Consider the following 20,722-nt stretch of genomic DNA (forward strand, 5'->3'; position numbering starts at 1 on the left):
GGGTTCGTTACGCCTGCTTGTACCACTCGGCCAGGAAGGCCAGCGAGTTGTCCCACCCGCTCGCCGGCGCCTCGAGCTTGCCGTTGATCGCCGAGACCTGGGCGCGGTGGAGAAGCGGCAGGACGTAGTCGGCCACCACCAGGTCGTTCATCTTGACGAACAGGGCGGCGCGCTTGACGAGGTCGAGTTCGCTTTGCGCGGCCTTGTAGGCGGCGTCGACGTCCGGGTTCTGCATCCGGCAGATGTTGCGGCCCTGCCACTTGTTGGCCTTGGTGGCGGCCTCCCAGGAAACGTATTGGAGCGCGAACACCGCCGGATCGGCCTGCGTCATGTTCCAGGTATACATCTCCATGTCGGCATAGAAATGCGGATAGGTGTCCGGGTTCGCGACATCCGAGGAGAAGAACACCGACCCTGGAACCGACTTCAGCTCCATGTCGATACCGGCCTTCTGGGCGGCCTGCTTGATGATCGCCTGGGTCTTCTGGCGCGGCGCGTTGATCGAGGTCTGGAAGACGAATTTGAGCTTCTTGCCGTCCTTGGCGCGGATGCCGTCGCCGCCTTTCTTCCAGCCGGCGTCTTCGAGGATCTGCGCCGCCTTGTCGGGCTCGAAGGCGAAGGAGGTGCCCTTCGACACGAAGGGCGCCGGGCCGTTGAACACGTTGGCGGTGGCCCGGCCGGTGCGGCCGTAGATGAATTGCTGGATCGCCGCCCGGTTGACGAGCAGGTTCATCGCCTTGCGCACCGCCGGATCCGAGAAGGCCGGGTGCTTGGTCTTGAGCGAGGCGCGCTCGCCGTCGACCTCGGTGTTCGGATCGGTGGCGTTGAGCAGCAGGAACTCGAGGTTGCCGCCGTAATCCATCTTGACCCGGCCCTTGCCCTCGGCCTCGAGCCGCTTGAGGATCTCGTCCTCGACCTGCATGTTCCAGGCATAGTCGTACTCGCCGGTCTGGAGCACGGCGCGGGCGGCCGAGACCGCGTCGCCGCCGCCCTTCATCTCGATCGAGTCGAAGAACGGCCGGTTCGGGACGTGGTAGTCCGGGTTGCGCACGCCGCGCAGGATGTCGCCGGGGCGGAACTCGCTGAACTTGTAGGGACCGGTGCCGACCGGCGCGAGGTTGGCGGGCGCATCGCGGGACTTGTCGCCGTTGTAATCTGCGAAGACGTGCTTAGGGATGATCATCCCGGCGCTCGATACGAACGCATCGGCCCAGAACGGGGTCGGCTCCTTGAAGGTGAGCTTCACCGTCAGGTCATCGACCTTCGTGACCTTGACGTTCATGTAGCTGCCGCCGGTCACCGCGGCGGTGGCCGGGTTGGCGGCGTACTCGGCGGTGAACACCACGTCGTCGGCGGTGAAGGGCTTGCCGTCGTGCCACTTCACGTTCGGCTTCAGTTTCCAGGTGACCGAGTAGCCGTCGGCCGCCACGCCGCCATTCTCCTTCGAGGGGATCTCGGCGGCCAGGATCGGGAAGAGGTTGCCGTCGGCGTCCCAGGCCGCCAGCGGCTCGTAGAAGATGCGCGAGCCCTCCTGGTCCTTGGTGCCGACCGCGAAATGCGGGTTGATCAGGGTGGCGGCCTGCCAGAACAGCAGCTTCAGCGGCCCGCCGCCGCCGGCCTTCGTCGGCTTGTAGGCGTCGCGCAAGGGGCTCGCCGCGAAGGCGACGCCGTTCTGGGCGAGCATCATCCCGGCCATCGGAGCGGTGAGGCCGAGCGCCAGCATCCGGCCCACGAAACCGCGCCGCGACAGGCTGCCGTCCTTCACCTCGCCGATCAGCGCGCGCAGGTCCTGCTCGATCATGGACGATCACCCTTCTGGCTGGCCTAGAAACTGACAGGCAGCATCGCGCCCACCGCCCCCGTCCGCAAGCCACTGAAAACCTTTGCCCCAGGGCATTCGACGGTTGGTCCGTTAGACCCACCGGGGCTCCGAAGCGGCAGCCATTCGCAATTCGCGCGCCACGTCCGCTCCCGCCGCGCTTGAGCCGGCGCGGCGCCTGCATGAGGCTCGCCCGCAAGGCGGCCCGCCGCAGGGCCCGCGAGGGAGTGAACCCCATGGATAACCGCAACGCCGTGTGGCGCCAGGTCGACACCCACAAGGCCCGGCTGATCGCCCTCTCGGACGAGGTCTGGGGCACGCCGGAGGTCTGCTACACGGAGGAACGCTCGGCCGCCGCGCACGCCGCCGAGCTGCGCCACCAGGGCTTTCGCGTGACGCAAGGAGCAGCCGGCATCCCGACCGCGGTCGTCGGCGAGGCCGGGGAGGGCGGTCCCGTCATCGCGTTCCTTGGCGAGTACGATGCGCTGCCGGGCCTGAGCCAGGCGGCGGGCGTCGCCGCCCATACCCCCGTCGAGCAGGGCGGCCACGGCCACGGATGCGGGCACAACCTGCTCGGTTCGGCGGCACTGCTCGCCGCCACCGCCCTCAAGGACTGGCTCGCCGAGCAGGGGCTCCCGGGCCGCGTGCGCTATTACGGCTGCCCGGCGGAGGAAGGCGGGGCCGCCAAGGCGTTCATGGTGCGGGAAGGCCTGTTCGCGGATGCGGACGCCGCCGTCACCTGGCACCCGTCGAGCTTCTGGGAGGTCACGCCGCCGCTCTCGCTCGCCAACACCCGGGCCGATTTCGTGTTCACCGGCCGCGCCTCGCACGCGGCGGCCGCGCCGCATCTCGGCCGCTCGGCCCTGGATGCGGTCGAGCTGATGAATGTCGGCGTGAACTACATGCGCGAGCACATGCCGAGCGACGCGCGGGTGCATTACGCCTATCTCGACACCGGCGGCATCGCCCCGAACGTCGTCCAGGCCCATGCCCGGGTGCGCTACTCGATCCGCGCCCGCGACCTTCCCGGCATGCGCGACCTCGTCGCCCGGGTGCGCAAGATCGCCGAGGGCGCGGCGCTGATGACCGAGACCACGATGGAGATGCGCATCGTCAGCGCGGTCTCGAACCTCGTCGGCAACACCACGCTGGAGGAGGCCCTGCACGGGGTGATGGAGGATCTGGGTGCCCCCTATTTCGACGAGGCCGACCGCGCCTTCGCCCGCGAGATCCAGGGCACGCTGACCCCGCAGGACATCGCGGCCGTCTACCGCACCATCGGGCTCCCCGTCACCGACGCGCCGCTGGCCGACTTCCTGGTGCCGCTCGACGCGAACCGCAACCCGGCGATCGGCTCGACCGATGTCGGCGACGTGAGCTGGGTGGTGCCCACCGTGCAGGCCCACGCCCCGACGGTCGCGGTCGGCACCCCGTTCCACACCTGGCAGGTGGTGGCGCAGGGCAAGACGCCCGCCGCCCACAAGGCGATGGTGCAGGTGGCCAAGGCCATGGCGGCCCTCGGCGCCCGGCTCGCCACCGATGCGTCCCTGCGCGAGGCCGCGAAGGCGGACCTGAAGGCCCGGACCGGGCCGGAAGGCTACGTCTCGCCGCTGCCGGCGGAGGTGCAGCCGCCGCTGACGATGTCGGTGGGGTAAAGCGGCTCGCCGTGTCGCGTCCGCTGGGTTAGGGAACCGAACCTTTTCTACAGTCCGGGCATCCCATGGACCAGACCCAGCCGCCGGACCCGATCGCCATCGACGACTTCCTGAAGCTCGACGTGCGGGTCGGCACCATCGTCGAGGCGGCGCCGATCCCGCAGGCGCGCCGCCCAGCCTACCGGCTCGTGATCGATCTCGGCCCGGCGCTCGGCCTGAAGAAATCTTCCGCCCAGGTGACGGTGCGCTACACCCCCGAGACGCTCGTCGGCCGGCAGGTGCTCTGCGTCGTCAACCTGCCGCCGCGCCAGGTCGGCCCGGTCCGCTCCGAGGTCCTGACCCTCGGCGTGCCGGACGGGGACGGCGCCGTGGTGCTGATCACGCCGGAGCGGGCGGTGCCGAACGGCGGGCGGCTGTATTGAGGCCGAGCTCTGATTTCGACTTGAGGCTATGGCAATCATTGCCATAGTTTCGGACCTGCGCAATGCGCGGCGTGTGAGCCTCGCGACGCTGCCGGCCCGGCACGGACCGTTCCCCACGAGGGTCGAGTGCGGATCTTCGCCTTGCCGAGATTCTCGAAGGACGCAGCCAAGGCGGGTGTCGACGACGCAGTCCTGGCGAGCGCCGTCGCGCGTGCGGAAAGCGGATTGATCGAGGCCCATCTCGGGCTTTGCCTGATCAAGCAACGCGTTCCGCGACCCGGTCGAGGTCGATCGGGCGGCTTCAGGACCATCCTCTTCCACAAGAGGAACGAGCGAGCGGTGTTTCTCTACATGTTTCCGAAGAACGTGAGGGCGAATGTCACGACCGGCGAACTGGATGCGCTGCGCGATTTCGCGGCAATCCTGGCCGGCCTGACAGACGAGGCATTCGACCGCCTCGCGCGGCAGCAGGGCTGGAAGGTGGTACCGGATGAGCATGCCGATAAAGACCTATCGCAGTGACCTCCTCGGCGCGCTCCACGAGGGCGCCACCGATCTTCTGGCGGTCGGCGCCATCGACAAGGCGACCATGCGCCGGTTCGACCTGGCCTGCCTGACACCCGTCGAGCCGCTGCCTCCCGACGCGATCCGGGCGATTCGCGAGCGCGCCCAGATGAGCCAGGCGATCTTTGCTCGCGCGCTCAACGTCACGACCTCGCTCGTCAGCAAGTGGGAGCGCGGCGACGCGAAGCCCGGCGGCGCCTCGCTCAAGCTGCTGTCGCTCGCCGCCCACAAGGGAATCGACGCGATCCTGTGACGGCACCTTCCGCAACAGCACCTTGACCTTGGCAGACTTCCTGCGATCAGCCGGCATCGGCCCCGCCGGCCGACCCCTCTCGAAGAGCGACAGCGTCATGACGTCCAGCCACGCCCCCCAATCCAGCCGGGGCTCCAGCCACGGGCCTCTCCGGGTCGGCATCGGCGGCCCGGTCGGGTCGGGCAAGACCGCCCTGATGGAGGGCCTTTGCAAGGCCCTGCGCGAGCGCTACGACCTCTGCGCCATCACCAACGACATCTACACCAAGGAGGATGCCCGCCTCCTCACCGTGGCCGGCGCCCTGCCGGAGGAGCGGATCATGGGCGTCGAAACCGGCGGCTGCCCGCACACCGCGATCCGCGAGGACGCCTCGATCAACCTCGCGGCGGTGGCGGAGATGCGTCGGCGCTTTCCCGCCCTCGATCTCGTGCTGCTCGAATCCGGCGGCGACAACCTCGCCGCCACCTTCTCACCGGAACTCGCCGACTTGACGATCTACGTCATCGACGTGGCCGGGGGCGAAAAAATCCCGCGCAAGGGCGGGCCCGGCATCACGCGGTCGGACCTCCTCGTGATCAACAAGACCGACCTCGCGCCGCTCGTGGGCGCCGATCTCGGGGTGATGGAGGAGGACACCAAGCGGATGCGGGGCGAGCGGCCCTACGTCTTCGCCTCCCTGCGCCACGGCGACGGCGTCGAGGCGGTGGCCCGCTTCGTGGTGGAGGCCGGGGGGCTTTAGTGCTCCTCGACCTCCTGCACTGGCTCGTCCAGCCGGCGACGCTCGCGGCGCGGCGCCTCGGCCATGCCGGCGACAGCGTGCGGCTCGCCTCGCGCTCCCGGCGCTGCCGCGCCGCCTGGGCGCCCCACCTCGCGGCGGCGAAGGATGCGGTGCGGGCCGCGATGGCGGATCTGCCGCGGCGCGAGACCGCCGTGGTGCTGGGCGCGGGCCTCCTCGACGACGTGCCGATCGATGCGCTCGCCGCCGCGTTCCGGCAGGTGGTGCTGGTCGACGCGGTGCATCCCTGGCGCGGCCGGTGGCGGGCGCGGCGCCACGCCAACGTCGTGCGGCTGATCTTCGACCTCAGCGGCACCGCCGACCTGCGGCTCGGGCGCGGCGAGACCTTCGGGCCGGTCCTGCCGCCGGTCTGCCGGGAGGCCGACCTCGTGATCTCGGCCAATCTCCTGTCGCAGCTGCCGATCCTGCCGGTCGCGCGGCTCGAGGCGGCGGGCCGGCTCGGGGCCTTTACCGATCCCGACGCCTTCGGGCAGCGCATCGTGGCGGCGCATCTCGCGGCGCTGGCCGATCTCTCCGCCCGCATCTGCCTCGTCACCGACCGCGACGAGACCGAGGAGGACCGGGACGGCCGGGCGATCGCGCGCCTGGACCTACTCTACGGGATCGATCCGGGCCCCGCGCCGCGGAGCTGGGACTGGGTCCTGGCACCGTTCGGCGAGGAGGCGCGCGACCGGCGGCTGGTGCACCGCGTCTCGGCCTGGCCGGACTGGCGGCCACCGGCATGACATCCCGTCATGCCGGGGCGCGTCCGAGGCGGGTTCGCGCGGAAGCGGGAGGGGGCTAGGGTCGTCCTCTCAGCCAAGATCGCGGCGCGCGCGCCCATCGGCCGCACGGGGGAGGACGGAAGCGATGACCCGCGACGGCGGCGCGGCACCCGGGGACGAGGCGCCGGAGGACGCCCATTGGCGGCGCAACCTCGCGGTCTGCGTGTTCGGCTCGTTCACCACCCTCGTGGCGATGACGCTGCTGCTGCCCTTCCTGCCGCTCTACGTCGAGGAACTCGGGGTCAAGGACCAGGCGGCCATCGTGCAGTGGTCCGGCATCGCCTTCGGGGCGACGTTCTTCAGCGCCGCCCTGGTGGCGCCGCTCTGGGGGCGGCTGGCCGACCTCTACGGCCGCAAGCTGATGCTGATCCGCGCGAGCCTCGGCATGGCGGTGGCGATGTCGCTGATCGGGCTTGCCGGCGACGTCTGGCAGCTCGTCGGCCTGCGGCTGCTCGCGGGGCTGCTCGGCGGCTACGCCTCGGGCTCGACGGTGCTGGTGGCGACGCAGACCCCGAAGGACCGCTCGGCCTGGGCGCTCGGCATGCTCGGCTCCGGCATCATGGCGGGCAACCTCGTCGGGCCGCTGGTCGGCGGGGTGCTGCCGCCGCTGATCGGCATCCGGGCGACGTTCTTCGCCGCCGGCGGGGTGATCTTCCTCGCCTTCTTGGCGACGCTTCTCCTGATCCGCGAGGCGCCGCGCCCGCCGCGGGCCGCGCGGGCATCGGCGGGCTTTGCCGCCATCCCCGACAAGCGCCCGGCGCTCGCCATGCTGGCGACCGGGATGCTCCTGATGCTGGCGGTGATGTCGATCGAGCCGATCATCACCGTCTACGTCGCCGAGCTGACGCCGGACCCGGCCCGGATCACCCTGGTCGCCGGGCTCGCCATGTCGGCGACCGCCCTCGGGAGCATCCTGTCGGCGCCGCGGCTCGGGCGCCTCGCCGACCGGATCGGCCCCTGGACCGTCATCACCGGGAGCCTCACGGTCTGCGCCCTGCTGCTCGTGCCTCAGGCCCTGGTGACGCGCGACTGGCAGCTCGTCGCCCTGCGCTTCCTGATGGGGCTGGCGCTCGGCGGGCTCCTACCCTGCATCGCCAGCGTGATCCGGCACTCGGTGCCCGACCGGGTCGCCGGGACGGTCCTGGGCTACTCGACCTCGTCGCAATATGTCGGGCAGGTGGTCGGACCGCTGCTCGGCGGCTTCATCGGCGGGCATGTCGGCATGCGGGCGGTCTTCCTCGGCACCGCCGTGCTGATGGCCCTGGGCGCCGCCGGCACCGCGCTCGCCCGGCCGAAGGGAGTGAAGCAGTGACCGACGACGGCCTGGTGCGGCGCAGCCTCGCGATCGGCGACCCCTCCGGCGGGCATCTCGCCGCCCTCGCGTTCGGGCCGGAGGATCGCCCACCGGACGCGATCCTGCTCCACGCCAACGGCTTCAACGCCCGCACCTATCGCAGCCTCGTCGCGCCGCTCGCCGACCGGTCCATCCTGGCCTACGACCAGCGCGGCCACGGCCGCTCGACCCTGCCGGCCGAGCCCGCCGGGCGGACCGACTGGTGGGACGTCACGCACGACCTGATCGCCGTTCTGGACCGGCTGGAGACCGGCCCGCTCGTGCTCATCGGCCATTCGATGGGCGGCACCGCCTCCCTGCTCGCCGCCGCCGAGCGGCCCGACCGGGTGCGCCGCCTCGTCCTGCTCGATCCGGTGATCCAGGCGCCCGAGCGCCGCGGCGAGGGCCACCACGGCCTCGCCGAGGGCGCGCTCCGGCGGCGCGGCGACTTCCCGTCCCGCGAGGCGGCGCTCGCGGCCTATCGCGGCCGGGGAGCGTTCCGCACCTGGCCGGAGGCGCCGCTCGCCGATTACGTCGCGGACGGCTTTCGCGAGGTCCCGGGCGGGGTGACGCTCGCCTGCACCGGTGCCTGGGAGGCCTCGAGCTACCTGGCGCAGGGCCACGACCCCTGGGCCGCCCTCGCCCGCCTGTCCTGCCCGGCGGAGATCCTGCGGGCCGAGACCGGCAGCACCTGCGCCCTGGCGGACAGCCCCCGTCCGGGAATCACGGTCGAGACGGTGCCGGGCACGACCCACTTCCTGCCCTTCGAGGTGCCCGAGCGGGTGCGGGCGGCGATCCGGCGGGCGCTGGGCTGAGGGCTCGTCGCCCGTCGGACGACGGCGACGCGCGACCCGAAGCGCCCCTCGACCGGGCTTTGGAAACGACGACGGCGCCGGCCCCTCCCGGGGACCGGCGCCGTCGCGTCATCGCCCGCGGCGAATCAGAGCGGCCGCTTCAGCATCCGGGCGACGAGGCCGAGGATGCCCTCGCGGAACACCAGCACGCAGACCACGAACACCACGCCCTGGATGATCGTCACCCAGGCGCCGAACTGCGCCAGGTAGTTCTCCATCGCGATGATGACGAAGGAGCCGAGGATCGGGCCGAACACCGTGCCCATCCCGCCGACGAGCGTCATCAGCACCACCTCGCCCGACATCGACCAGTGCACGTCGGTGAGCGAGGCGAGCTGGAACACGATCGCCTTGGTGGAGCCGGCGAGCCCCGCAAGCGTCGTCGAGAGCACGAAGACGGCCAGCTTGTACTGGTTGGCGCGGTAGCCGAGCGAGATGGCGCGGGGCTCGTTGTCGCGGATCGCCTTCAGCACCTGGCCGAACGGCGAGTGGATGATGCGGTAGATCAGCAGGAGGCCGAGGAAGAAGATCGCGGCGACGAGGCCGTACAGCACCCGGTCGTCGGCGAGGCTGATGACGCCGAACAGGTGGCCGCGCGGCACCGCCTGGATGCCGTCCTCGCCGCCGGTGAACTTCGCCTGGAGCGAGAAGAAGAACACCATCTGGGCGAGCGCCAGGGTGATCATCGAGAAGTAGATGCCCTGGCGCCGGATGGCGAGCGCGCCGAAGACGAGGCCGAGCAAGGCGGCCACGACTGTGCCGCCGAGGATCGCGAGTTCCGGGGTCAGGCCCCAGTACTTGGCGGTGTAGGCGGTGACGTAGCTCGCCATGCCGAAATAGGCGGCGTGGCCGAAGGACAGGAGGCCGCCGTAGCCGAGCAGCAGGTTGAAGGCCAGCGCGAACAGCGCGAAGCACAACACCTTCATCAGGAAGACAGGATACAGGATGAAGGGCAGCACCGCGAGCAGGACCGCGATGATGACGAAGACGAGGCGGTGGAACGCCTTGGCATCCCGGCCCTCGGGCAGGGTGGCGGCGATCGGGGTGGCGTCGGTGGACGCCGCGGCGGAAGACATCGTGCGCGTTCCTTCAGGCGTGGCGGATCAGGCGGTGCGGCCGAACAGGCCGGCGGGCTTCACCAGCAGCACCAGCACCATGATGACGAAGATCACGGTCGAGGAGGCTTCCGGGTAGAACACCTTGGTCAGGCCCTCGACCAGCCCGAGGCTGAAGCCGGTGATGATCGAACCGAGGATCGACCCCATGCCGCCGATCACCACGACCGCGAACACCACGATGATGATGTCGGCGCCCATGTTGGGGTTCACCGAGTAGACGGGCGCGGCGAGCACGCCCGCAAAGGCGGCGAGCGCGACGCCGAAGCCGTAGGTCAGCGTCAGCAGCAGGGGCACGTTGACGCCGAAGGCCTGGACCAGCGTCGGGTTCTCGGTGGCCGCGCGCAGGTAGGCGCCGAGCTTGGTCTTCTCGATGACGAGCCAAGTGGCGATGCAGACCACGAGCGATGCGACGACGACCCAGCCGCGGTAGTTCGGCAGGAACATGAAGGGGAGGCGCTGGCCGCCCGACAATTCGGACGGGATCGCGTAGGGCAGGCCCGACACGCCGTACTCGTTGCGGAACAGGCCCTGGATGATCAGCGCGAGGCCGAAGGTCAGGAGCAGGCCGTAGAGGTGATCGAGCTTGTAGAGGCGCGAGATCAGCAGCCGCTCCAGGATCACCCCGAACAGGCCGACGATGATCGGCGCGAGCAGCAGCGCCCACCAGTAGCCGAGGCCGGCGTAGTTCAGCAGCATCCAGGCGACGAAGGCGCCCATCATGTACTGCGCGCCGTGGGTGAAGTTGATGATGTTCAACAGCCCGAAGATGATCGCCAGCCCGAGCGACAGGATGGCGTAGAACGAGCCGTTGATGAGGCCGAGCAGGAGCTGGCCGAAGAGCGCCTGCATGGGGACGCCGAGGATCGTGGGCATGGGGTCTGGCGACTCGCGTGGGGACCGGGCCGGAAGGCGGGAAGGGGCCGGCGGCGGGGCGCGCCGCCGGCCCCGGGCATCAGCTCTTGTTCACCAGCGGGCAGTTGCCCTGGTTGAGCGGGCGGAACGCCTCGTTGCCGGGAATCGTCGCCAGGGTCTTGTAGAGGTCCCACGGGCCCTTCGACTCGGCCGGCTTCTTCACCTCGAACAGGTACATGTCGTGGATCGTGCGGCCGTCGGGGCGGATGTTGCCCTTGCCGAAGAGCGGATCGTCGGTCGGGATCTCCTTCATCTTGGCGACGACCTTGGATCCGTCGGCGGCCGACTTCACCGCCTCCACCGCCTTCAGGTAGTGCAGCACGCTGGCGTAGACGCCGGCCTGCACGGCGGTCGGCTTCTTGCCGCCGGCGAGCTTGGCGAAGCGATCCGAGAAGGCGCGGGTGCCGTCGTTGAGGTCCCAGTAGAACGGCTCGGTCAGCACCAGCCCCTGCGCCACCTTCGGGGTCAGCGCGTGGATGTCGGAGGAGAAGATCAGCAGGCCGGCGATGGCCTGGCCGCCCTCGGTGATGCCGAACTCGGCCGCCTGCTTGATGGCGTTGATGGTGTCGCCGCCGGCGTTCGCCAGCCCGATCACCTTGGCGCCGGAGCCCTGGGCCTGGAGCAGGAAGGACGAGAAGTCGGCGGTCGGGAACGGGGTCTTGACCGCGCCGATCACCTTGCCGCCGTTCTTGTTCACCACCTCGGTGGTGTCGCGCTGCAGCGCCTGGCCGAAGGCGTAGTCGGCGGTGAGGAAGAACCAGGTGGTGCCGCCGCGCTTGACCATCGCGCCGCCGGTGCCGTTCGCCAGCGCCACGGTGTCGTAGGTCCAGTGCACGGTGTTGGGCGAGCATTGCGGCCCGGTCAGGTCGGCGGTGCCGGCGCCCGAATTGATGAAGGCCTTGTTCTTCTCGCGGGTGACCTGGTTGATGGCGAGCGCCACCGAGGAGGTCGGCACGTCGAAGATCGCGTCGACGCCGTCCCGGTCGTACCATTGCCGGGCGATCGAAGCGCCGACATCGGGCTTGTTCTGGTGATCGGCGGCGACGATCTCGACCTTCAGGCCCTTCTCGGCGGCCTTGAAGTCCTCGACCGCCATCCGGGCCGCGGCGACCGAGCCCTCGCCCGAGATGTCGGCATAGACGCCCGAGCGGTCGTTCAGCACGCCGATCTTGACCGGCGTCTGCGCGAGCGCCGGGGTCATGGCGGCGGCGCAGAGGGCGCTGGCGAGCAACAACCGTTTCAGCATCGTTCTACCTCCCTGTGGGGTGCCGCCCGGACGCGGCGGCGCTCGTCTGGATGTCGGTCGGCGGGCTTTGCGGCGCCGGTCGCGGCGCCGTGCCCGCTTCTTCGATCGGGGCCGCGGCCCCTCCGCCCGCGCGGCGGCGGGAGCCGGCGGGCCCGCACCCCGGCCGGGGGACCGCCGGAGCGGGCCGCCGGCCGGGGGACTCGTCGTCGGCACGCGCGCCGGGCCGGAATCTCCGCAAGCGCTGCCACGATCGGGCGAGAGGCCGGGGACGCCCCCGCCGGACAGGTCCGCGAAGGCCTCGGGCCCGCATCAGACCCCGAGATAGGTGTGGAGCTTGTCGATGTTGGCGTCGAGCTCGGCATTCGGGATCATGTCGATGACCCGCCCCTGCTCGACGACGAAGTGCCGGTCGGCCACGGTCTGGGCGAAGCGGAAGTTCTGCTCCACCAGGATGATCGTGTAGCCCTCGGACTTCAGCCGGGCGATGGTCCGGCCGATCTGCTGCACGATGACCGGGGCGAGGCCCTCGGTCGGCTCGTCGAGCAGGATCAGCTTGGCGCCGGTGCGCAGGATGCGGCCGATGGCGAGCATCTGCTGCTCGCCGCCCGAGAGCTTGGTGCCCTGGCTGCCCGAACGCTCCTTGAGGTTCGGGAACAGGGTGTAGATCTGCTCGACCGTCATGCCCCCGGGCTTCACCCGCGGCGGGAGCATCAGGTTCTCGTAGACCGACAGGCTCGAGAAGATGCCGCGCTCCTCCGGCACGTAGCCGAGGCCGAGCTTGGCGATGTTGCGCGAGGCCATGGCGATGGTCTCGGTGCCGTCGTAGCGGATCGAGCCCTTGCGCTTGCCCAGGATGCCGATGATGGCCCGCAGCGTCGTGGTCTTGCCGGCGCCGTTGCGGCCGAGCAGCGTCACCACCTCGCCGGGCTTCACGTCGAAGGTGATGCCGTGGAGGACGTGGCTCTCGCCGTACCAGCCCTCGAGGCCCTGCACGGAGAGGAGCGGGGCGGTGCCCGCGGCGGCCGCCGGGACCGGCTTCGTCATCACCGCCTCAGCCATGACCGGCTCCGATATAGGCCTCGACCACGCGGGGATCCTTCGACACGGTGGCGTAGTCGCCCTCCGCCAGCACCTGGCCGCGCGCCAGCACGGTGATGCGGTCGGACAGCGAGGCGACGACCGACAGGTTGTGCTCGACCATTAGGATGGTGCGGTTCTTCGAGACCCGGCGGATCAGCGCCGCCGTCCGGTCGACGTCCTCGTGGCCCATGCCGGCCATCGGCTCGTCGAGGAGCAGCATCTCGGGCTCCAGCGCCAGCGTGGTGGCGATCTCGAGCGCGCGCTTGCGACCGTAGGAAAGCTCCACCGCCGGGATGTCGGCGAAATCCGACAGGCCGACCGCCTCGACCAGCTGCTGAGCCTCCTGGTTGAGGGCGCGCAGAACCGTCTCGGAGCGCCAGAAGTCGAACGAGTCGCCGCGCTTGCGCCGCTGGAGCGCGATGCGGACGTTCTCCTTGACGGTGAGGTGGGGGAAGACCGCCGAGATCTGGAACGAGCGCACCAGGCCGAGCCGGGCCACGTCCGCCGGCTTCATGCCGGTGATGTCGCGGCCGTTGTAGCGGATCGAGCCGGCCGACGGCGTCAGGAACTTCGTCAACAGGTTGAAGCAGGTCGTCTTGCCGGCGCCGTTCGGGCCGATCAGCGCGTGGATCGTCCCGCGCTTGACGTCGAGCGTCACGCCGTTGACGGCGCGAAACCCCTTGAACTCCTTGGTCAGGCCCTCGGTCGACAGGACGATGTCCTGACCCCTGGCACCCGCCTCAGCGTGGGTTAACGGTTGGGCCATGTCGGCGCGTCACCCCTGCGTTTCCTCGCTCGCGCTTATGCGCGTATCGCATAGCGAAACAGCATGCCGCCGAATGAGTGTCAACGGGGCGGGACGGGCCTGCCGCAGGGGGATTCTGGCCCGTCAGACCTTATTCACCGCTCGCTTCGGCTCCAGCAGCGCCCGGGCGGCGCGGGTCAGGGGCCGCTCGATCATGCGGTGCAGCACGATCGCCACGAGGCCGGCGAGGACCAGCATGGCGACCGCCACCGGGCCCGGCCCGAGGCGGGCGGCGAGCCCGGTTGCCTCGACGACGACCCGCACCCCGCGCACCACGAACGGGTGCGCGAGGTAGAGCGCGTAGGAGGCATCCCCGAGGAGGATCGCGGGGCGCAGGAGGTGCGCCCGACGCGGGTCGCCCGGGCCGGCGGGCCCGAGGGCGGCGGCCGCGACGAGGAGGACGGCCGGCCCGCCCCAGGCGAGGCAGCGGGGGAGGGAGGGAACCTCTCCGGCGAGCGACAGGAGCGCGAGGCCGGCGCCCGCCAGCGCGAGGCGCAGGAGAGCCGGCAGGCGCAGGCCCTCCTGGCGTGCGAGGGCCAGCCCGGCGCCGCAGGCGAATTCGAGCACGATCGGGTCGCTCCAGAACGCAAGCGGCACCGGCAGCGCCGCGCCGCCCCGCGCCGCCAGGCCCCCGAGGAGCGCGAGGCCGGTGAAGATCGCCGCCACGCCCGCGACGGCGGGGCGTCGTCCCCACGGCAGCACGAGGGCGAAGACTACGTAGAACGCCATCTCGTAGTTCAGCGTCCAGCCGAGGGAGTAGAGCGGCTGCACCGTCCCGTCGGCCCGCGCCGTCGGCCAGAACAGGTAGGAGGCCGCGAGGTAGCCAGTCCCCTCGCCGCCGGACCCGAGGAGGCCGGGTCGCAGCCAGGCGAGGGCGAGGTAGAGCGTGGTGGCGAGCCAGTAGAGCGGCACCACCCGGGCGATCCGGTGGGCGAGGAAGACCCGTCCGGCCCCCGGCCGGCCGTGCAGCGGGGCGGCCGCGTGCACGATGATGAACCCCGAGATGACGAAGAACACGTCGACGCCCGCCGGCCAGGGCAGCCAGGCGGCCGGGGCGAAGGGAAGGCCCGCCCGGGCGGCGAGGCCCGCGACCTCGAACTGCGCGTGGCCGGCGACGACCATCACGGCGGCCAGCGCCCGCAGGACCTGGATTAGCGGCAGGGACGTGGGACGGGCCTGGGACATCGCTCACCGGATGGGCGCTGGGCGCCCGGGCAGGCCGGCGCGTCGAGGCCGCCGTCTTAGCCGAGCCGAGGCGCGTTCGGCCAGGGCAGGGGATGGTCCCGGACCTCGGGACGAGATTTGCGGCAGGGAACAATGCCGCCCCAACGTCGTTGTCCAGCCCGAAAGCGTCCTGTCAAGCCAACCATCGGCCGCGACCGAGCACATGCTTCGATGTCCGGCGGCTTCGGCACGATACGCTCAAGAACAGACTATCAGGAGTTGACCGATGAAGAAGCTCGTTGCCCTGACCGGCCTTGCCGTTGCTCTCGCCACCCCCGCCTTCGCGCAGCAGGTCGGCAACTTCAACGAGTTCCGCTCGATGGCGCTGATGTCGAATGCCTTCGAGGTGAAGTCGAGCCAGATCGCCCTCGACAAGTCGCGCAACCCGCGGATCCGCGAGTACGCCCGTGAGATGATCCGCGACCACCGCGCCGCCAACGTCGCGCTGCTCGGCGGCCGCGAGAACGTCGCCGGTGGCGTCGGCTCCGGCATCGGCGGCCTGATCGAGGCGCCCTTCGCGATCGCCGGCGGCGCTGTCGGCGCGGCCACGGGTGCGGCGGCCGGCGTCGTCGGCGGCACGCTCCAGGGCGGCCCGGTCGGCGGTCTCGAGGGCCTCGGCAGCGGCGCGGCCCGCGGCGCCCGGATGGGTGCGAACGCGGTCGACTTCGACGGCGACGTGACCACCACGGCCGCCACCCGCGCCGTCCCGCTGAGCCCGCAGCAGCAGGCGATGCTCGCCGAGCTCGCCGACACCCCGGCCGGCCCGGCTTTCGACCGGACCTACGCCCGCATGCAGGTCCAGGCGCACGGGATGACCGTGTCCAGCTACCAGGCCTATGCCCAGTCGGGTCCGAACCCGGCGCTGCGCAACTACGTCCAGCAGGCCCTGCCGGTGATGCAGCAGCACCTGGCGATGGCCCAGCGCCTCCCGGGCGCCCGCTAAGCGCTCGACGCGGGTCTGAGGTAACGGAGCGGCGGGCCGAAAGGCCCGCCGTTTCCGCGTGCGTGGATCGTTGGCGACAGGGCGGCTCTCACCACAGGAGCGGGTGGCGGTAAACCTCCACCGGGTCGCCCTCAGCGACCCCGGTCACCGTCTCGGGCAGTTCGGCGAGCCCGTCGCTGCCGGTGAGCGAGGAGAGAAGCCCGGCACCGTCGCGGGGAAACTTCACCGCCTCGACGGTCCCGTCCGGGCCGCGGCGCAGGGAGACGCGGACGTATTCCCGGCGCCCGGCCTTCTTGGCGTACCGGAAGGCGGCGCGGGCGGGCTCGCTCGGCGGGGCGTCGAGGGTGGCGCCGCCGAGGCGGGCGAGCAGCGGCCTGACGACGAAGAGCAGCGTGACGTAGACCGCGACCGGATTGCCCGGCAGGCCGACGAAGGCGGTATCGCCGATGAGCCCCATCGCGACCGGCCGGCCGGGCTTGATCGCGAGGCGCCAGAACACCAACCGGCCGACCGCCTCGACCGCCGCCTTGACGTGGTCCTCCTCGCCGGTCGAGACGCCGCCCGAGGTGACGATCAGGTCGTGGCCGGTCGCGGCCGCCGTCAGCCGCCCGGGCAGGGCGGCGGGGTCGTCGCGCAGGATGCCGAGATCGGCGACATCGGCGCCGAGGCGGCGCAGGAGCGCCACCAGGAGGATCCGGTTCGAATCGTGGATCGCGCCCGGCGGCAGCGGCGCCCCGGGCTCGGCGAGCTCGTCGCCGGTCGAGAACACCGCGACCCGCAGGCGCTGGCGCACGGCGAGGCTCGCGTGGCCGGTGGCGGCGGCGAGCGCGAGGTCGGGCGGGGTCAGCCGGCGGCCGGCCGGGATCACCACGCTGCCGCGGGCGATATCCTCGCCGGAGAGCCGCCGGTTGGCGCCGGCCTTCAGGCCCGCGGGCAGCGCCACCGCCTCGCCGTCGCGCCGCACGTCCTCCTGCATGAAGACGGTGTCGGCGCCCGGCGGCATCGGGGCGCCGGTGAAGATCCGCACCGCCGCCCCCGTCGGCACGGCCGCCTCCGGCGCCGCCCCGGCGGGCAGGCGCCCGCGCACCGGCAGCACCGTCTCGGCGTCGCGCGCCAGGTCGGCGAAGCGCACCGCGTAGCCGTCGACCGCGGAATTGTCGAAGGGCGGCAGGTCGCGGCCCGCGACCACGTCCGCGGCAGCGATGCGCCCGTCGGCTTCGGCGAGGGGAACCGTCTCGGTCCCGGCCAGGACCGGCACCCGCTCGGCGATCAGGGACGCGGCCGCCTCGACGGAGAGGAGCGGCCCCCCGAAGGCGAAGCAGTCGTCGGTCAGCTGCGCCATGATCCCCGCTCTCCCGCTTCTCCGCCCTCCGGGGATTCCAGCCGCGCCAGCACCGCCGCGAGGAGCTCGGCCCGCGCCATGACGATATCGGCGACCGCCTCCACCGCGTCGAGGGGCACGATCGGCGGGGTTGCGCCCGGAAAGGGATGGTCGCTCGCCACCGCGACGATGCGCGGATCCTCGGGATGGAGCGGCGGCCGGCCGTTGGCGTGGCGGTAGACCTCGAGCTTGGGATGGGCCTCGCGCTTGAAGCCCTCGATCACGACGAGGTCGCAGGGGCCGAGCCGGTGCAGCAGGTCGGGCAGGCGCGCCTCCTCCTCGACCTCGCGGATCTGGACGTTGCGGCGGCTCGACGAAACGATCACCTCGCAGGCCCCGGCCTCGCGATGGCGGAAGGAATCCTTGCCGGGCTGGTCGACGTCGAAGGCGTGGTGGGCGTGCTTGACCGTCGCGACCCGCAGGCCGCGGGCCCGCAGGACCGGGATCAGCCGGACCAGCAGCGTGGTCTTGCCGGCGCCGCTCCAGCCGGCGAGGCCGATGACCTTCATCGTCATGCGTCCGACCGGGTGAAGCCGAGGCCGGCGAGGTCGGCAGCCAGCGCCGGATCGTCGAGGAGGGCGAGGAACGCCGCGAGCGCCGGCTCGTCCCGCCGGGCCGCCCGGTAGGCGAAGTCGTAGTGCTCCTCGATCAGCGGCAGGAAGCCGAGGCCGTAATCGCGCGCCACCGGGGCGATGGCGACGCCCCAATCGGCCCGGCCCTGCGCCACCGCGGCGGCGACGGCGTTGTGCGAGCGCGGCTGGTTCCAGTAGCCGGCGGGCCGGGCGCCGTTCAGCAGGCCCTCGACCAGCGCGCGCGTGCCGGCGCCCGTGTTGCGGTTGACCATCACGGCGTCGTCGTCGGCGAGGAGCCGCGTCACCGCCGCCTCGGCCGGAGCCTCGGCGAAACGCGGATCGCCGGCACGGAAGACGACCCCTTGCAGGCGGCGCCAGCCCAGGGCGAGGGCGAGGCCCTCGGTGAGGTAGGGGGCGTTGTAGCGGCCCGTCTCGGGATCGAGGAGGTGCATGGCGGCGAGGTCGCACTCGCCCCGGCGCAGGGCGCCGAGCCCGCCGGCCGAGCCGACCCACAGGGTGCGGGCCGAGACGCCGCGGCCTGCGAGATGCCCGACCAGCCGGTCGAGGCCGAGGCAGTGGCTGCCGACGATCGTCAGGTCCGGCGAGCGGGCCGCCCGGCCGATCCGGGACACCGCGACGGTCTCGCCGGCCTCGAGCCCGGGCCGGCTCGCCGGCACCGCGAAGAACCCGTCGGCCTGCGAGAACGCCGTCACGGCGCCCGAGCCCTTGGCGAGCGGCAGGGCGACGAGTCCGTCGGCGCCGCGGGAGAGGGCCGCCATCACGTATTCGGTGCGGCCGAGCTCCGAGGGAAGGCGCTGCGGCAGGTGCGCCGCCACGGTCTCCTCCTCGCGGGCGGGCAGCCCGGCGAGCGCGCGGATCAGCGGCACCACGAATTCGTGGAAGGTGAACATCGCCGAGGTCGGGAAGCCCGGCAGCACCACCACCGGCACGGTGCCGGCGAGCGCCAGGCAGAGCGGCTTGCCGGGCTTGAGCGCCACGCCGTGGACCAGGATGCCGGGCTCGCCCAATCGCGACAGGATGCGATGCGAGACGTCGCCCGCGCCCTTCGAGGTGCCGCCGGACAGGACCACGAGGTCGGCCGAGGCCAGGGCCTGCGCGAGCGCGGCCTCGAGCGCCGCCTCGTCGTCCGGCACGATGCCGCCCGGCAGCGCGACGCCGCCGTTCTCGGTCACGCTCGCCGCCACGATGGCGCCGTTCGAATCGTAGAGCTGCGCCGGGCCGAGGGGCGAGCCCGGTCCCACCAGCTCGTCGCCGGTGGAGAGCACCGCCACGCGGGGCCGGCGCACCACCGGGACCGCGGCGAGGCCGCAGGCGGCCAGCATCCCGATCTCGCGCGCCGTGACCAGTACGCCGCGGCGCAAAACCGTCTCGCCCCGCGCCATGTCGGCGCCGGCGTAACCCACGAAGCGGCCCGGCCCGGCGGCCTGCGCCAGCGCGATCGCCGGGGCGGGGCCGTCCTCGAACTCCGTCGCCTCGACCATCACCACCGCGTCGGCGCCCCGGGGCAGCACGCCGCCGGTGGCGATCGGGGTGGCGGTGCCGGGGCCGACGGTCAGGGCCGGGGCGACGCCGCAGGCCAGGATCTCGCGGTTGAGGAGGAGGCGGCAGGGCTCGGCCTCGCTCGCCCCCTCGGTGTCGGCGGCGCGCACCGCGAAGCCGTCGACGAGGGCGCGGTCGAAGGGCGGCACGTCGATCGGCGAGGCGATGTCGGCGGCGAGCACCCGGCCGAGCGCTTCGGCGAGCGGCACGGTCTCGGCCGGCAGGGGGGCGTGCGGCACGGCCCCGCGCCAGCGCGCCATCGCCTCGTCCCGGCTCACCACCGCCAGGAACTGCTCCTGGCGCGAGGCCGCGGCGAGGCGGATGGAGAAGTCGTCGGCGGGGGAAGCGGTCACAGCGGTAGAACCTCGACGGGGGTCCCTGCGGGATACCCCTCATGGGCCGGCGGCACCAGCAGGGCGGCGTCGGCCCGCGCCAGGCGGTGGAGCGGGGTCTCCGCCCCGCCGACCGGCTCCGCGCCGGAGGCGAGGCGGCGCAGGAACACCACTTCGGTGAGGCCGATGATGGAGGAGACCTTGCGGGTCAGGGGCAGGATGGCGGCGAGTTCGGGCGCGGCGCCGGCCAGCGCCGCGACGAGCGGCCGGCCGAGGGCGAGCCAGGCGGCGAGCGCCGCATCCGACCGACCCGGCAGCAGCAGCACCGGCCGCCCGGCCGCCTCGCCGAAGCCGGCGCTCTCGCCGGGCCGCAGGGCGATGCCGTGGGCGTCGAGCCGCCCGGCCTGCGCCAGGGCGGCGGCGCTCGCGTCGCACCGGCCCGGCCCGGTGCCGCCGACGACCAGCACGCCGTCGGCCCCAGGGGCGAGGAGGGCGGCGGCGAGATCCTGCCTGTCCACCGGCCTGTGCTCGATGACGGCGGTGCCGCCCGCAGCGGCGATCCAGGCGCGGAGCAGGGGCGACAGGGCGTCGGGCGCACCCTCCGGCGCGGCGGCGAGGATCCTCAGGGATGGACGGCGCACGTCGAGCCCGGTGCACCCGGCCGCCGCGAGCGCGAGGCCCTGCAGCGGGGTCACCCGTTCGCCCGCGGCGACGAGACGAGCGCCCGCGGGCAATTCGGCATCCGGGGCACGCGTGCCCTCGCCGGCCGCGACCTCGGCCTCGATCCAGCGCGGATCGTCGCCGATCGCGTCCGGCGCCAGCAGGGCGTCGGTACCGGCGGGCAGCGGGGCGCCGGCCTCGACCCAGGCAGGGGCGCGGGCCACCATGACGGGGGCGTACGGCGAGGCGCCGACGACCTCCGCCGCCTTCACCGCCCAGCCGTCGCGCAGGGCCGTGCGCCGCACCGGCAGGCCGGCCCCGATCGCGACGTCCCGGGCCGCCACGGCGCCGACCGCCGCGGCGAGCTCCACGCCGACGGGCGCGACCGGGCGTGCGAGGCGTGCGAGCAGCGCCACCGCCTCGGCGACG

Annotated in this window: 20 protein-coding genes; 9 read left to right on the forward strand and 11 right to left on the reverse strand. The window is 72.3% G+C overall.

What is annotated here, in order from left to right; all coding sequences use genetic code 11:
* Positions 1-7: 7 nt before the first annotated feature.
* On the reverse strand, positions 8-1,801 hold the full coding sequence (locus HPY23_RS16840) for a peptide ABC transporter substrate-binding protein (RefSeq protein ID WP_200601988.1): 1,794 nt from the start codon (positions 1,799-1,801) through the stop codon (positions 8-10).
* 254 nt (positions 1,802-2,055) lie between these two features.
* On the opposite strand from HPY23_RS16840, the gene HPY23_RS16845 reads away from it, so the two are divergent.
* The 8 genes from HPY23_RS16845 (at position 2,056) to HPY23_RS16880 (ending at position 8,421) form a co-directional block, all read left to right on the forward strand.
* The gene (locus tag HPY23_RS16845) at positions 2,056-3,474 is read left to right on the forward strand and encodes a M20 family metallopeptidase (RefSeq protein ID WP_091886536.1); all 1,419 of its coding nucleotides are present in this window, start codon (positions 2,056-2,058) and stop codon (positions 3,472-3,474) included.
* Between the two features lie 65 nt (positions 3,475-3,539).
* A complete protein-coding gene (locus tag HPY23_RS16850; RefSeq protein WP_091886533.1) occupies positions 3,540-3,896 on the forward strand; it encodes a tRNA-binding protein in 357 nt (118 codons plus the stop codon).
* Between the two features lie 126 nt (positions 3,897-4,022).
* Positions 4,023-4,418, forward strand: a complete 396-nt coding sequence (locus HPY23_RS16855) for a type II toxin-antitoxin system RelE/ParE family toxin (RefSeq protein ID WP_091886531.1) — start codon at positions 4,023-4,025, stop codon at positions 4,416-4,418.
* Positions 4,387-4,713, forward strand: coding sequence for a helix-turn-helix domain-containing protein (locus HPY23_RS16860; RefSeq protein WP_082742432.1), 327 nt, complete (start codon positions 4,387-4,389; stop codon positions 4,711-4,713). The genes HPY23_RS16855 and HPY23_RS16860 overlap by 32 nt, the downstream gene beginning before the upstream one ends.
* A gap of 97 nt (positions 4,714-4,810) precedes the next feature.
* Positions 4,811-5,452, forward strand: a complete 642-nt coding sequence (gene ureG / locus HPY23_RS16865; RefSeq protein WP_091886528.1) for an urease accessory protein UreG — start codon at positions 4,811-4,813, stop codon at positions 5,450-5,452.
* Positions 5,452-6,234 carry a hypothetical protein gene (locus tag HPY23_RS16870; RefSeq protein WP_091886525.1) on the forward strand — a complete coding sequence of 261 codons (783 nt, stop codon included), beginning with the start codon at positions 5,452-5,454 and terminating at the stop codon, positions 6,232-6,234. Before ureG ends, HPY23_RS16870 begins: the two co-directional genes overlap by 1 nt.
* A 124-nt stretch (positions 6,235-6,358) precedes the next feature.
* A complete protein-coding gene (locus HPY23_RS16875; RefSeq protein WP_091886522.1) occupies positions 6,359-7,585 on the forward strand; it encodes an MFS transporter in 1,227 nt (408 codons plus the stop codon).
* A complete protein-coding gene (locus HPY23_RS16880) occupies positions 7,582-8,421 on the forward strand; it encodes an alpha/beta fold hydrolase (protein WP_091886520.1) in 840 nt (279 codons plus the stop codon). The genes HPY23_RS16875 and HPY23_RS16880 overlap by 4 nt, the downstream gene beginning before the upstream one ends.
* 125 nt (positions 8,422-8,546) lie before the next feature.
* Here HPY23_RS16880 and HPY23_RS16885 read toward each other — a convergent pair whose 3' ends face one another.
* The 6 genes from HPY23_RS16885 to HPY23_RS16910 form a co-directional block, all read right to left on the reverse strand.
* Positions 8,547-9,536, reverse strand: coding sequence for a branched-chain amino acid ABC transporter permease (locus tag HPY23_RS16885; protein ID WP_060846329.1), 990 nt, complete (start codon positions 9,534-9,536; stop codon positions 8,547-8,549).
* A 27-nt stretch (positions 9,537-9,563) separates the two neighbouring features.
* Positions 9,564-10,451 carry a branched-chain amino acid ABC transporter permease gene (locus HPY23_RS16890; protein ID WP_048426114.1) on the reverse strand — a complete coding sequence of 296 codons (888 nt, stop codon included), beginning with the start codon at positions 10,449-10,451 and terminating at the stop codon, positions 9,564-9,566.
* 79 nt (positions 10,452-10,530) lie between these two features.
* Positions 10,531-11,736, reverse strand: a complete 1,206-nt coding sequence (locus HPY23_RS16895; RefSeq protein ID WP_091886518.1) for an ABC transporter substrate-binding protein — start codon at positions 11,734-11,736, stop codon at positions 10,531-10,533.
* A 309-nt stretch (positions 11,737-12,045) separates the two neighbouring features.
* Positions 12,046-12,795, reverse strand: coding sequence for an ABC transporter ATP-binding protein (locus tag HPY23_RS16900; protein WP_091886515.1), 750 nt, complete (start codon positions 12,793-12,795; stop codon positions 12,046-12,048).
* Entirely contained in the window at positions 12,788-13,582 is a 795-nt protein-coding gene (locus tag HPY23_RS16905; protein ID WP_060846326.1) for an ABC transporter ATP-binding protein, read from the reverse strand. Before HPY23_RS16905 ends, HPY23_RS16900 begins: the two co-directional genes overlap by 8 nt.
* A 123-nt stretch (positions 13,583-13,705) precedes the next feature.
* The gene (locus HPY23_RS16910) at positions 13,706-14,806 is read right to left on the reverse strand and encodes an acyltransferase family protein (RefSeq protein ID WP_210344596.1); all 1,101 of its coding nucleotides are present in this window, start codon (positions 14,804-14,806) and stop codon (positions 13,706-13,708) included.
* Between the two features lie 265 nt (positions 14,807-15,071).
* On the opposite strand from HPY23_RS16910, the gene HPY23_RS16915 reads away from it, so the two are divergent.
* The gene (locus tag HPY23_RS16915; RefSeq protein ID WP_060846325.1) at positions 15,072-15,788 is read left to right on the forward strand and encodes a DUF4142 domain-containing protein; all 717 of its coding nucleotides are present in this window, start codon (positions 15,072-15,074) and stop codon (positions 15,786-15,788) included.
* Positions 15,789-15,876: 88 nt separating this feature from the next.
* Here the strand turns inward: HPY23_RS16915 and HPY23_RS16920 are convergent, their stop codons facing one another.
* The 4 genes from HPY23_RS16920 to HPY23_RS16935 all read right to left on the reverse strand — a co-directional run.
* Positions 15,877-17,130 (reverse strand): molybdopterin molybdotransferase MoeA, encoded by a 1,254-nt coding sequence (locus HPY23_RS16920; protein ID WP_091886512.1) that lies wholly within the window; start codon positions 17,128-17,130, stop codon positions 15,877-15,879.
* Positions 17,118-17,678, reverse strand: coding sequence for a molybdopterin-guanine dinucleotide biosynthesis protein B (mobB, locus tag HPY23_RS16925; RefSeq protein ID WP_091886509.1), 561 nt, complete (start codon positions 17,676-17,678; stop codon positions 17,118-17,120). The genes HPY23_RS16920 and mobB overlap by 13 nt, the downstream gene beginning before the upstream one ends.
* A gap of 2 nt (positions 17,679-17,680) precedes the next feature.
* Positions 17,681-19,654, reverse strand: a complete 1,974-nt coding sequence (locus HPY23_RS16930) for a molybdopterin biosynthesis protein (RefSeq protein WP_091886506.1) — start codon at positions 19,652-19,654, stop codon at positions 17,681-17,683.
* Positions 19,651-20,722 (reverse strand): molybdopterin-binding protein (locus tag HPY23_RS16935; protein WP_236017685.1); only part of this gene is annotated, 1,072 nt, incomplete at its 5' end. The genes HPY23_RS16935 and HPY23_RS16930, both read right to left, overlap by 4 nt.

Source organism: Methylobacterium ajmalii (genome assembly GCF_016613415.1).
GTDB classification, from domain to species: domain Bacteria; phylum Pseudomonadota; class Alphaproteobacteria; order Rhizobiales; family Beijerinckiaceae; genus Methylobacterium; species Methylobacterium ajmalii.